Genomic DNA, 12,745 nt, shown 5'->3' on the forward strand with positions numbered 1-12,745 from the left:
TTACACAACTATAACAAGTCGGCAGCGGGGGCCATGATTGCATTTTTGCGAGGGGAACTGGTAGCGGTGCAGCGGGGCGATCGCAGCAGTGTCACCCTGAATGTGAATGGCGTGGGGTATCGCCTGATGGTTCCCCAACGGCTGTTGCAACAGATGCCCGCAATCGGCGACACCGTGCAGGTGTTTACCCATTTGGCGGTACGAGAGACTGAGATGGTGTTGTATGGCTTTGAGTCATCGGCAGAGCGAGACTTGTTTACGGAACTGATCAAGGTGTCGGGGGTAGGGCCAGCCTTGGGGGTTGCGTTACTCAACACACTGAATCTGGAGGAATTAGTACGGGCAGTGGTGACTGAAAACGTACGCATGCTGAGTTTGACCCCTGGCGTTGGCAAAAAAACGGCTCAGCGGCTGGTGCTGGAACTCAAAACCCGTCTCTCCACCTGGCGACAGGAGGCAGATGTGCCGGTGGCGGCAGCCGGGGGACCGCCCAGTTCGATTTATGGAGAAGTGGAAATGGCGCTGCTGGCCTTGGGCTACAGTCCCAGTCAGGCGGTGAAGGCGTTACAAGCGGTGGGACAGCAGCAGGGCGATCGCCTCGGTCAATCGGTCGAAGACTGGCTGCGTACCGCAATCGCCTATCTCAGTCAGGAATCGGTGTAGATGGCGAGTCCGCAACAGACTGCGGTAGCGACTGCCGCGATTCCCGCTACGGCCCGCCGCGTCGGTCTCTTAGGCGGTACCTTCAATCCGGTCCATGCGGGTCACGTGGCGATCGCCCACTGTGCTCGCCAGCAGCTCGATTTAGATTGCATTGTCTGGATCCCCACCGGCATCCCGCCCCACAAGCCGCTGGCGGCGGGAGCCTCCGATCGCGATCGCCTCGAAATGGTGAAATTAGCCATTGCCAACGAGCCCAGCTTTGCTTGGTCCGATCTGGAATTGCGCCGGCAGGGACAGTCGTTTGCGATCGATACCGTGGCGCAACTGCAGCGAGAGCAGCCGGATGTGCGGGAATGGTATTGGATTATCGGGTTGGATGCCATTCGAGAGTTGCACAGTTGGCATCGGGTCGGGGAACTGGTACAACTGTGCGATTGGATTGTCGCCCCCCGTCCGGGGCTGGCGGAGGCAGAGGAGGTACTGGCAGAGGTGCGATCGCAATTGCCCCTGCGGGCCGTTCTGCTCGACTGTCGCCCCGTTGAAGTGTCTTCCACCGAGATTCGGCAACAGCTCCAGCAGGGTAAGAAGATTGCCAATGCTGTACCCGCTGAAGTTGCCGCCTACATTCAAGCCCACAGTCTATATCGTCAGCCATAACCGAATCCTCAGCCATAACCGACCTGATGCTGCCAGAGACGGGAAAGAAACGGTAATGGGAAAATGAAGTGCCCAAAAAGATGTGAATTTTCGATGAAGTTTGGTCTATACTGTATTTTAGTTATCCGGCTTCACAAAAATTTTGCACTGTAAGGAGAAAATAAAGTGTCAAAGTTATTTTGGATCGCCGTTTTTGGAACAGCTCTGCTGGTCTGGCACTCAAACAATGGCAATCTGCCGGTTGAAGGCGAGAGCGTTCGCACGCAGGCAACGGCAGCGGCAGCGGTAATTGCCCCATAGTCAAGTACAGTTTTAGCGCCACCCTAGCGCGATCGCCCCAACTTTGGTTAAGGTCGAAGCTTGAAGGGAATTTAAAGCGGAGACAAACCAACAATGGGCAAGCTGACTCGGCAGCGATGGCAATTGGCATCCCCCGAGCCAGAACGCTTATCAGTCTTGGAAACTCAATTAAAGACTCTAGTGCCCGAGAGCGATCGATTCCGATCGCTCTTGGCTCGTTTATTTGCGAATCGAGGGATCGAGGAGCCCGACTTATTTCTCAACCCCAACTCAGCGCCGCTGCCCGACCCCCGCGAAGACTTTCCTGACTTAGCAGCCAGCGTCGAACGATTGGCAGCGGCGATCCGGCAACAGGAGGCGATCGCCATTTGCGGCGATTACGATGCGGACGGCATGACCAGCACTGCCCTGCTGTTGCGCACCTTCCGCCACTTAGGAGGGCAAGCGAACTATGCCATCCCCAGTCGCATGACCGAAGGCTACGGCATTAACGAGCGGATTGTGCGGCAGCTTTGCGCTGAGGGGGTCTCAGTGGTGGTAACCGTCGATAACGGCATCGCTGCCTACGAACCCATTGCCCTCGCCCGCGAGTTGGGGTTGAGCGTCATCGTGACCGACCACCACGATATCCCCCCCCAGATTCCCCCCGCCGATACCATCCTCAATCCCAAACTGATTGCAGCAGAGTCTCCCTATCGCAGCATGGCGGGGGTGGGAGTGGCCTATTTGTTGGCGCTGGAATTGGCTGCAGAGTTCGGTCAAACACAGGCTCTCGCCCAGCCGCTCTTAGAGCTTTTGACATTAGGCACCATTGCCGATCTCGCCCCCCTGACCGGCATCAATCGCCGCTGGGTCAAAGCCGGACTGGCTCTGTTGCCCCACTCCCAAATTCTTGGAATTCAAGCGTTGATGCAGGTGTCGGGCTTAACCGAGCGGGCAGATACCTTGCCGCCAGAGGCGATCGGGTTCGGCTTGGGGCCGCGAGTGAATGCGGTCGGTCGCTTGGCTCAGCCCTCTGCGGTCATCGAGTTACTCACCACCGACGATGCCGGAGTGGCGCTAGAGCAAGCGATGCAGTGCGAACAGCTCAATCAGCAGCGACGGCAGTTGTGTACTGAGATCGAAGCAGCGGCGATCGCCCAGATTGAAGCAGAGGGCCTCGATCCGTTGGGCGATCGCGTGCTGGTCCTTTTGGGGGAAGGCTGGCACCACGGCACGATTGGTATTGTGGCCTCGCGGTTGTTAGAGCGCTACAGCGTACCGGTGTTTATTGGCTCGCTAGAAGAAGGGGCTGTGCGCGGCTCGGCTCGCGGTATTCCCGGCTTTAATGTCTTCGCAGCATTACAATCCTGCGATCGCCTGTTCGACAAATTTGGCGGGCATCCCGCCGCTGGAGGATTTTCCATGTCGGCGGGCAACTGGCCCGCCCTGCAGCAGGGGCTGCGCGACTATGCTCGCACTAGCCTCGCGCCAGACGACTTGCTCCCTCTGGTCCAGATCGATGCCGAGCTGGCTCTGGCAGATGTGGGTGGAGAACTGTTTGAATGCCTGCAACTGCTGCAACCCTATGGCATGGGCAATCGCGAACCCACCTTCTGTATCCGCAACTTGACTGTTGTGCAGCAGCGCTTGCTCGGTCGCGAGGGAGCCCATCTCAAATTGCAGGTGCGATCGTCCGATTGCGATCTGCCCAGAGCGGCGATCGCCTGGCGCAGTGGCGCAGCCTATCCTTTGCCCAAACAGGTGGATTTAGTCTTTAATTTGCGGGAAAGTCACTGGAAGGGAGAGGTGGCGATCGAATTGGAGGTAAAGGGCATTCGGGCTGCACAACCCGATCTCCTTTCGCAGGCAAAGCCGAGTAAAAATTCAGCTGGGCACGAGCGATCGCCCCTCAACCTCAACAACTACCGTTCGGCTCCTCAACTCGCAGTTCCCCTCACTTGGCATACCCTCGACTCGCTAGAGACTCCCTTTCCCCAATCTCGCGGCACAGTCCTGCTCTACGGCGATCGCCGTCCCTCGCTCTCGCCCCTGCCCCCCCTCGACATTCATTACGATCGTCCCCAATCCGGGCAGCCATATACTGCCATTTGGCTGTGGAGCTTACCCCCGTCCCTCACTCATCTCAACTGGCTCTTGTCTGCCACCTGCCCCGCCAGCCCAGAGGGCCATCAGATTTATTTGCACCGTCAGGCGGTAGCCGTTCCGAGTGCCGAAACACTGCAACAGCATCTGGACAGACACCTTCGCAACAGCCGCGAACTGGATCTATTGCGTTTGGCCCAGCAGTGGTGGGTGTCGCCCTCTGTGCTAGTGGCGGGCCTGCGATCGCTCGGTTGGGACTGTCCGACCTTCCCCGCCACTAGCGATTTACCGGCAGAATTGGAGAAGCTACAGCGGTGGTTTGCTAGCTCGGCGGGGGAAGTGGCCGCGATTGTGGAACAGTTCCGCGCAGCTCAACTAGCCCTCCCCAAGCAATAAGCGAAGGGCTTAAGTCCGGTCATCGCCATCTAATCTGGCTCGGCGCAGGCTAGCATGACGTACAGGAATGCTAGCCGAAAATCGCAAATCCAGACAGATTTGCGCACGAGTATCAAATCTACGGCGATTTTGTGGCCGATCTAGTCGTCGGGCAACCTTCCATGGATTGATTGTGATTGGGAAGGATATGAATCTTTCGCCACGAGAACGAGATCGACTGAAGTGGCGTTTGGGCAGGACAATGATTGACTCAAACGCAATCTCTTGTGTTTCCTTCAACGGACTCTGCGACGATCTCGACTATTGGCTCGAGACTTATCACAGGGTCTGAGGAGATTGCCCAGCAGGAATATCGCCATCTCTCCCGCGTTGGGGTAGGGCGGTCAATTTGTACAATGAATGGCTAGACAGCCGAAATGAGTTATGACTGCAGAAGAACTGCTCGCAGCCTACGCAATGGGCGTCAGAAGATTTCACAATCTCGAGCTCCTGCGCCTCAATCTCGTAGGTGCTTATCTACCCTTCATTAGCTTAGTAGGCACCGATCTGTATAAAAGCAATCTGGAAGAGGCGGTGTTGTGCGATGCCATTCTCAACCGCGCTCAACTGCGTCGCACCAATTTGACTGGTGCCATTCTGGCGCGCAGCATTCTGCAGCAAGCGAATTTGCAAGAAGCCAATTTGAGCGACGCCAACTTTCAGCAGGCCAATCTCACCGACGTCAACCTGACGCGCACAGATCTGATTGGGACCGATCTGAGAGGGGCAGATTTGCGGGGAGCCGATCTCAGTGGCGCAGTGATGTTAGGCACCAATTTAAGCCATGCCGATCTCCGCAAGGCCAAGCTGGACAAAGTGGATATGAGTGCTGTGACGTTCGATAGCACCATCATGCCGGATGGCAATGTGCTGACCAATCCTAACGCCTAAAGCGCCACCTACTTCTCCCCTCTCCCTAGGGAGAGGGGCCGGGGGTGAGGGGTCGGGGGTGAGGGGTCGGGGGTGAGGGCCATGCAGAGCGATCGAACGCAGGTCATTCAACACTTGTTTCTTCTGTCTTCGCCCGACTCACCTGAGCTTCAATCGAGGAGATCGCTGCATTCAAGCCCGCCAAACGGGTTTCCATGTCATCCCGCATCCATTTGAGGAATTTGAGTTTGCCCTCTTGATATTCCGTGTGGCTCATCTTCTTGCCACAACACATCCCAAGAAATGGAAACATGGTTCGACCCCCTGCAAGCGAATGCAATAGTTAGGAGAAATATGTGTTGAGTGTAGCTTAATTCCCTCGGGGAAGTGGGCGATAATCCCTGCATCTAACCAGAGCGATCGCGATTTGGCTCGACGGATCGCTCAACTGCTTGCACGACGCTCAGCAATTGCTCCACTCGGTCGAGATCCTTCAGCCCCGGTTGCCGCTCGACACCGCTAGACAGGTCGATACCGTCGGGAACCGCAGTGGCGATCGCCTGCCGCACATTTTCAGGGGTCAATCCCCCGGCCAACATCCACGGCAGTAGCGGGCGAAATCCTTTCAATAAACTCCAGTCAGCCGCTATCCCCGTCCCCCCTAGCTGTTGGGGGTGATAAGCATCGATTAAGTAGGTATCCACCTCATCCCCATAAGCTTCCAATTGCGCTAAGTCGTCTTGCTGGCGCAATCGCAATGCTTTGATCAGACGGATATGCGGCAGAGCTCGCCTCAGACTGCGGCAATAATCGGGCGACTCGTTGCCGTGCAGTTGCACGCCGGAGAGTGCCGTTTGGGCCGCAATCTCTACGACGCGATCGCATGTCTCGCCTGCAAACACCCCAATCGTTTCCACCCCTGGCGGCACAGCCTCTACGATCGCCGCAGCCTGCTCGGGGGCAACATAGCGTTTGGAGGCCAAAACGCTAATAAACCCCAACCCACAACGTCCAGCCATGCCGTAGCGCTGGAAGGCGCGGGCGATCGCCACTCCTTGATCCACCTGGGTAATCCCGCAAATTTTGACAAACATCGGTTTTACTTGCGTTCGGGATGGGGGTTGGTCTGGCGATCGATACAATCGAGAGTGTTGAGCGTGCGAACGAGTTGCCAGAGACGACCGAAGTTGCGTTGGTTGAAATGCATTGCCAAGCGGGGTAAATGCTCGACGTCTTTCTTCCCTTCGGCCGGTAAGGCACGTGTTTTCTTGATTTTGCCCGAGAGCAAAATATCGCTGAATTTGTCGTTAAGAATCTCGACCGATTCGTCGGTGAGTTCGGCGTTGAGGCGAATGATGAGGCGATCGCCAACAAAGCGATTGCTGTGGAACGTGCGATAAAAACTGGCGATCTCGTTGCAGGCGACGGTCACGTCGTCAGTAATTCGGTAAATTTCGACGTCTTCGGGACTAACCAAGCCGCGAGCCAATAGGTGCGATCGAATGTAATCATCCCATTCGTGCCAGTATCGCCCGCCCGGGCGATCGACTAACACCAGCGGCATTAACTGCGCTTTTCCTGTTTGCATCAAGGTCAGGGTTTCAAACCCCTCATCCTGCGTGCCAAAGCCGCCGGGAAACAGCACCACAGCATCGGATTCCTTGAGGAAAAACAGCTTGCGAATGAAAAAGTACTTGAATTGAATCTCGCGATTGCTACTGGCAATGACGGGGTTAGATTCCTGCTCGAAGGGCAACTGAATATTGAGGCCGAAGGAGTTCTCTAAACCGGCCCCTTGGTTGCCCGCTTCCATAATGCCGCTGCCCCCTCCAGTCATCACGGCAAACCCTTGTTGGGCAATAAACTTGGCAAAGTCGCGAGCCTGTCGATACTCGGCAGAATCGGCAGGCGATCGGGCGGAACCGAACAGCGTCACTTTGCGGGTGTGTTGGTGCTGGGCAAAGGCTCGATACCCCGCCTCCATATCCTTCAACGTTGCCCTAAGAATCTTGGTATCCAGATGGGTCAGATCTAGATGTCCAATGTCTACGAGAGTCTGCAAAGCACCCGTCCAAACATCTCGATTGGAGTTATCGGAAAGCTGTTCGAGCAGTTGCCCGCAGGCAGTTAAAGTTTCAGAGACAGGTTCTTTCAAGAATGCCTACTGATAGATCCATAGATTCTAAGATGCTCAGATGCATAAACGATCGAGCGGCGGGCCTGGAGTCAAGCGGTTTAGAGATGTTTTTCTAGCGTGCTGGCCAGCGTAGCCTTGGGGACCGCCCCGACGACCACATCAACTTTTTGGCCCCCTTTGAACACCATCAAGGTCGGAATGCTGCGAATGCCGTACTCGCTAGCCACCTTAGGATTCTCGTCCGTGTTCATTTTGACGACCTTGACTTTGCCGTCGTATTGCTCGGCAATTTCTTGCACCACCGGAGCCACCATTCGGCAAGGACCGCACCAAGGAGCCCAAAAATCTACCAATACGGGTACTTCTGCACCTAAAACCTCTTGTTCGAAGGAAGCATCGAGAACGTCAATGGCTCCAGACATGGCCGGAGAACTCCTTGTAAAGCAAACTACTGTTCGGTTGACATCGTATCACAGCGGTCCGAGCCGAATTCTCAGTTGCGTCGGGATATCTCGCTATTTTGCGAGAACTGACACAAGTTTTAATCTTGCTTTTGAGGTTGGGATTGCGTGCCATCCACTGTTTCGGGCTCGGCGTCGCGCGACGGCGGCTCGCGTTCTAGTGAATTTTCTAGGGGAGCGCTAACGGCTTTCCCCACAAAACCCTGCCAGACGAGCTGCCCGATGTAGGCTGTTAGGCCCACCGCGACCATGACAAACATAAAGGCCATCAATCCAATTGAGCCCACCAGCAAGTAACGCACGGCTACAGAAATATTGCGGGCAAACACTGGGCCATCTAAAGCGATCGGAGGCAAATGGGCCACGATGCTCTGCAGCAGTCGAATCAATAGATAGGCCATTCCCCCCGAGATTGAGGCTCCCAACAGAACTTTGAGAAATTCGGCCCGAGCATTTGCTGGAGGAGAGCTAGAGGGGACTGGAGAGGTCATGGTTGGCGCCGGCGCTAAGGATTGGGGGGCTAAAACTTGTCGCCCCATCCCCTCGATTCTACGTAGAATAGGGGGCGATGTCGGATTGTTCTCATGCCTTCCCGCCGCCAGCGAACCCACTATGACGTCCTAGAAGTGACTGCCAATGCTTCCGCTGAGGAGATCAAGCGGGCCTATCGGCGGTTGGTCAAACAACACCATCCCGATCGCCAAACCAGTAGTGCCTTGGATGCGGTGGCGAGTGCCGAGCGCATTCGTCAGGTGAACGCTGCCTACGAGATTTTGAAACATCGCCAATCTCGACAGGATTACGACAATCGCATGAGTCAGCATGCGCGAGACAGGGCCACTCGCGCTCAATCGGTGGCGGACATGCCGCGCCAACCCACTGCCTCCGACGAAGAACTGGCTCGGCAAGTGTGGATTCAAAAAGTCTATACCCCCCTCAACCGCAAACTGAGTAGCCTATTGCGATCGCTTGCTCCCCAACTCAAGGTCCTCTCTGCCGATCCCTACGATGAGGTTTTGACCGACGAGTTTGCGGCTTATGTCGATCGCAGTCGGATCGAGTTTGCCAGAATCGAAAGGTTATTTCGCCAGCACCCCAATCCCAGCACGTTGGCAGGGGTGGCCTCGCGGCTGTATTACTGCATCAACCAATTGGGAGATGCGTTGGAGGAGTTGCGATATTTTCCCCTCAACTTCGACGATCGCCACTTACACACCGGACAAGAACTGTTTCGTATTGCCCGAGGCTTGCGCCAAGAAGCCGCTGAGACATTGCAGGCGTCGATACAGCGATAGTCTGGAACGGGGGCTCCCTCTACTGCCGCCGCCCCATCGGGTTTTGGGTAAGGTAGTGTGTCCTCCAGTCCGCAATCAGTGGCTTACCCCAGTTCCGCAGCGACTTCGCAGAGATCTATGGACGATCGCCTCCCACTGGAAGACCCGTTGGAAGCACTCAACGCCTGTTTTCTCAGCTTCACCAGCGATCCAGATGCCAATATCAACCGCCTGCTCGGTATTTGCGGTCAATTGCTACAAGCCTCTTTCACCCTTTACAACCGCCTGCAACCGGATGGCACGATTGTTCCCCTCGGTCAGTGGAACGCCCCTCTAAACTGCCAGCCCATCAACCCCCCTGAAGGGAATCTCTGCTACGACATCATCCAACAACGGGGGGAGCAAGAGCCCCTAGTGGTTCGAGACCTGCCTAACAGCCCCTACGTTCGCACCGATCCCAACATCGAGACCCATAACCTAAAAACCTATGTGGGAATGGCCGTTACCTGGAACCGAGAGGTGGTGGGCTCGTTGTGCGTCTTGTACCGCACCGATGTTGCCCCCAGCCCCAAACAACTGCAGTTAATGCAGATTGTGGCAGCGGCGATTGGGGTAGAAGAGGAACGCAAACAGGCACAGTTGGCCCTGCAAGACAGCGAGTCTGCCATTCGCGATTTATATGCAATTGTGGCCGCTTCCGATCTCACCTTCTCCGAGCGATTGCATCAATTGCTCAAAATGGGCTGCAGCCGCTTCGGGCTCGACTTAGGCATTCTCTCCCGCGTCCGAGGCGATCGCTATACGGTGATGGCGGTCATCGATCCCAATGGGGCGATCGTCAGCGGCACCACATTCGAGCTGGCCCACACCTATTGCCGCGAGACCCTGCAGGCCAATGGTCCTTTAAGCTTCGAACGGGCCAGTCAGTCGGCCTGGTGTCGCCACTCCTGCTACGCTCGCCATAAGCTGGAAGCTTACCTCGGGGTTCCGGTGTTGGTGGGGGGAATTGCAGACGGCACGCTGAATTTCTCCAGCGCTAAGCCCAGACGTACTCCCTTCGGGGCCGCCGATCGAGAACTGTTGCAGTTGATGGGTCAGTGGGTGGGGGTAGAACTGGAGCGACAGCAGGCCAAAACCACCCTAGAGCACCAATATCAGCGGGCTCTGCTGCTGCGGGAACTCACCCACGACATTCGCCAAAGCCTTAATGCTAACACTATTTTCCAAACCACCGTCACCCGTTTGGGCCAAATGTTTGGCGTCAATCGCGTCCACCTGCACACCTACATCGAGCACCCCACCCCCCACCTGCCCTGCGTCTCGGAATATTTATCCCACAATACTTCCTCCAGCCGCCATGCCGTCATTCCCGTTGCAGACAATCCCCACGCCCAAGCGGTCTTGTCCGGCGATGTTGCCATTGCTACTGACTGCGTCTGGAGCGATTCCCTCACGCAGACCTTAATCCCCTTCTGCCAGAGTCTAGAAATTGAGTCTATGCTGGCAGCACGAACCTCTTATCGAGGCCAGCCCAATGGCATGTTGGTCTTGCACCAATGCGACAACCCCCGCCAGTGGCAGCCGGATGAGGTGGAATTTGTCGAGGCGATCGCCGCCCAAGTGGGAATTGCTTTAGCTCAGGCCGACCTGCTGGCAGAGGCCGATCGCGCCCGCCAAGCGGCTGAAGCCGCCAACCTCGCTAAAAGTGAATTTCTGGCTGTGATGAGTCACGAAATTCGGACGCCCCTCAATGCTGTGATTGGAATGGCAGGGTTGCTGTTGGATACCCCCCTAACAGCTCAACAGAAAGATTTTGCCGAGACCGTTCGCCACAGTAGCAACGCATTAGTGGAGACGATCTCCGATATTCTCGATTTCTCCAAAATTGAAGCGGATCGATTGGAATTAGAGGAACAGCCCTTTTCGCTGCGCCAAGGTGTCGAAGATATTTTAGATGTGCTCGCCCCTCTGGCCTCCCAAAAAGGTCTGGAACTCGTGGCGTCGATCGCCCCAGAGGTTCCCCCTTACATTCTTGGCGATGTGACTCGACTGCGACAGATTCTGATGAACCTAGTGGGGAATGGCATCAAGTTTACAGAGTGGGGGGAGGTTGTCGTCACAGTCTCGCTAGCAGTCGATCTCGCCAGCGAAGGTGGCACCAGAGAAGATGGCACCCCAGCGACAGCAGCTTGTCGAAGCGATCGCTATATGCTGCAGTTTGCGGTGCGAGATACCGGCATCGGCATTGCCCTCGACCGGCTGGATCGGCTGTTTCAGCCCTTCAGCCAAGTGGATGCATCGACAACCCGCCAGTATGGCGGCAGCGGCTTGGGGCTGGCAATTTGCAAGCGACTGTGCGAGATGATGGGGGGTCGTATTTGGGTGGAGAGCGATCTCAGTCGAGGCTCTACATTCTACTTCACCATCTGTGCTGCGATTGCCGAAGCTGCTAGCGCCCCCGAATTGAATGCAGGAGAGGTGCTGGCAAACAAGCGAATTTTAGTGGTGGACGATAACGATACCAATCGAAAACTTCTATGCTTGCAGTTGCAGGGGGTCGGCCTGTCGGTTGAAACGGCGGCCTCGGGAGCTGAAGCCCTCGTAAAGCTGAAGCGAGCCACCCACGATTATCATCTAGCTATTCTAGATATGCAGATGCCGGAAATGGACGGCCTCACCCTTGCCTCCATTCTGCGGCAGCTCCCCAGCAGCCAGCACTTGCCGCTGATTTTAATGACTTCATTGGGTTCGCAAGACACCGAGGAACCCGAGCTCATCTCCCGCTATCTCGTCAAACCGGTTAAGCGATCGCAGCTCTACGCCGCCGTGGCTTCGCTATTAGGCAGTCGCAATCGCCCCGATCGAGCCGCCCCAGACGATCGCCCCCGGCTGGATACTAGCTTTGCCCGTCAAAAACCCTTAAGCATTCTGCTAGTAGAGGACCACAGCATCAATCAAAAAGTCGCCTGTCTGATGTTAGGCAAGCTAGGTTATCGAGCCGACATTAGCAATAATGGGGTGGAGGCGATCGAGGCTCTGTCGCGCCAGCAATACGACCTCTTGTTGATGGATATCCAAATGCCGCAGATGGATGGTTGGGAGGCGACCCGACGCATTCGCCAGCACTATTGCGGCCAACAACCGTGGATTGTTGCCATCACGGCTAGCACCCATCAGGAGTTTCGCGATCGCTGTCTGGAGGCAGGCATGAACGATTTTCTCAGCAAGCCGCTCCTGTTGGCGGATTTAGCCCAGTCGATCGCGCGAGTGGAGTTGCCTGAGGAGATGTCGCTCGGATGACTTTGAGACCGATCTCCGATGACGGGTGCAATGACTGATAGCACTGGGGACGGTCTGCACCATGCATTCAACGGTAGATCTGGAATGGGTGTGGGCAATGATGTTGCGTCGCGTCCTGCTGCGATCGCCGCAGGATCGAGCTATTCTGAACGGGAATTTGGCTGGAGATGACGGGATGGCTGGCTTGAAACGGTTGGGACTGGGATATCGGAGAACGGCGATCGCTCTGCTGTTGTGCCTAGTGACGCTGTCGAGTTGCGGCCAAATCGCGCGTCTCACAGCCACCACAACACCGATTGCAACGGCGATCGAGTCTGCTGGAGATACGCAAGAAATTTATATTCGCGGTCGGGTTGTCAGCCAGTTTGCGTTTTTGGGACAGGGGGCTTACCAAGTTGAAGATGACAGTGGCAGCATTTGGGTGACCACCGATTCGGGATTGCCTGCAATAGATTCCAATGTCGTGGTCAAAGGCACAACCAGGACTGGAGTTAGAATTGGCACTCGCAACTTTGGGGTAACCCTGACTGAAATCGAGCGGCTCTAATCAAGCTAAAATCCCT

General features: G+C 56.0%; 14 protein-coding genes. 9 read left to right on the forward strand and 5 right to left on the reverse strand.

Going from position 1 to position 12,745, the window contains the following annotated elements; all coding sequences use genetic code 11:
• Positions 1–33: 33 nt before the first annotated feature.
• From ruvA to SYN7336_RS26485, 6 genes are all read left to right on the forward strand, one after another.
• Entirely contained in the window at positions 34–663 is a 630-nt protein-coding gene (gene ruvA, locus SYN7336_RS17360) for a Holliday junction branch migration protein RuvA (protein ID WP_026101105.1), read from the forward strand.
• Positions 664–1,320, forward strand: a complete 657-nt coding sequence (gene nadD, locus SYN7336_RS17365) for a nicotinate-nucleotide adenylyltransferase (RefSeq protein ID WP_017327210.1) — start codon at positions 664–666, stop codon at positions 1,318–1,320.
• Positions 1,321–1,485: 165 nt separating this feature from the next.
• Complete coding sequence (locus tag SYN7336_RS32745; protein ID WP_255346681.1) at positions 1,486–1,620, forward strand: hypothetical protein; 135 nt, start codon at positions 1,486–1,488, stop codon at positions 1,618–1,620.
• Positions 1,621–1,713: 93 nt separating this feature from the next.
• Entirely contained in the window at positions 1,714–4,101 is a 2,388-nt protein-coding gene (gene recJ / locus SYN7336_RS26480) for a single-stranded-DNA-specific exonuclease RecJ (protein WP_017327211.1), read from the forward strand.
• 67 nt (positions 4,102–4,168) lie between these two features.
• Positions 4,169–4,432 (forward strand): Shedu anti-phage system protein SduA domain-containing protein, encoded by a 264-nt coding sequence (locus SYN7336_RS33090; protein WP_227498532.1) that lies wholly within the window; start codon positions 4,169–4,171, stop codon positions 4,430–4,432.
• Between the two features lie 92 nt (positions 4,433–4,524).
• Positions 4,525–5,031 (forward strand): pentapeptide repeat-containing protein, encoded by a 507-nt coding sequence (locus tag SYN7336_RS26485; protein WP_017327212.1) that lies wholly within the window; start codon positions 4,525–4,527, stop codon positions 5,029–5,031.
• Between the two features lie 103 nt (positions 5,032–5,134).
• On the opposite strand, the gene SYN7336_RS17380 is transcribed toward SYN7336_RS26485, so the two are convergent.
• From SYN7336_RS17380 to SYN7336_RS29125, 5 genes are all read right to left on the reverse strand, one after another.
• The gene (locus SYN7336_RS17380; protein ID WP_026101107.1) at positions 5,135–5,323 is read right to left on the reverse strand and encodes a hypothetical protein; all 189 of its coding nucleotides are present in this window, start codon (positions 5,321–5,323) and stop codon (positions 5,135–5,137) included.
• A gap of 94 nt (positions 5,324–5,417) precedes the next feature.
• The gene (locus SYN7336_RS17385; protein ID WP_017327214.1) at positions 5,418–6,104 is read right to left on the reverse strand and encodes a phosphoribosylanthranilate isomerase; all 687 of its coding nucleotides are present in this window, start codon (positions 6,102–6,104) and stop codon (positions 5,418–5,420) included.
• A 5-nt stretch (positions 6,105–6,109) separates the two neighbouring features.
• A complete protein-coding gene (locus tag SYN7336_RS17390; protein WP_017327215.1) occupies positions 6,110–7,165 on the reverse strand; it encodes an LOG family protein in 1,056 nt (351 codons plus the stop codon).
• An 80-nt stretch (positions 7,166–7,245) separates the two neighbouring features.
• A complete protein-coding gene (trxA, locus tag SYN7336_RS17395) occupies positions 7,246–7,569 on the reverse strand; it encodes a thioredoxin (RefSeq protein WP_017327216.1) in 324 nt (107 codons plus the stop codon).
• Between the two features lie 119 nt (positions 7,570–7,688).
• Positions 7,689–8,099, reverse strand: coding sequence for a DUF3082 domain-containing protein (locus SYN7336_RS29125; protein ID WP_083885907.1), 411 nt, complete (start codon positions 8,097–8,099; stop codon positions 7,689–7,691).
• A gap of 93 nt (positions 8,100–8,192) precedes the next feature.
• Here SYN7336_RS29125 and SYN7336_RS17405 point away from each other — a divergent pair, with 93 nt between their 5' ends.
• The 3 genes from SYN7336_RS17405 (at position 8,193) to SYN7336_RS17415 (ending at position 12,729) form a co-directional block, all read left to right on the forward strand.
• Positions 8,193–8,903 (forward strand): J domain-containing protein, encoded by a 711-nt coding sequence (locus tag SYN7336_RS17405; RefSeq protein WP_017327218.1) that lies wholly within the window; start codon positions 8,193–8,195, stop codon positions 8,901–8,903.
• Between the two features lie 117 nt (positions 8,904–9,020).
• On the forward strand, positions 9,021–12,182 hold the full coding sequence (locus SYN7336_RS26495) for a response regulator (RefSeq protein ID WP_017327219.1): 3,162 nt from the start codon (positions 9,021–9,023) through the stop codon (positions 12,180–12,182).
• A gap of 61 nt (positions 12,183–12,243) precedes the next feature.
• Positions 12,244–12,729, forward strand: a complete 486-nt coding sequence (locus SYN7336_RS17415) for a hypothetical protein (protein ID WP_051039838.1) — start codon at positions 12,244–12,246, stop codon at positions 12,727–12,729.
• Positions 12,730–12,745 lie beyond the last annotated feature (16 nt).

Origin of the sequence: Synechococcus sp. PCC 7336 (assembly GCF_000332275.1) — a bacterium.
GTDB lineage: Bacteria > Cyanobacteriota > Cyanobacteriia > Thermostichales > PCC-7336 > PCC-7336.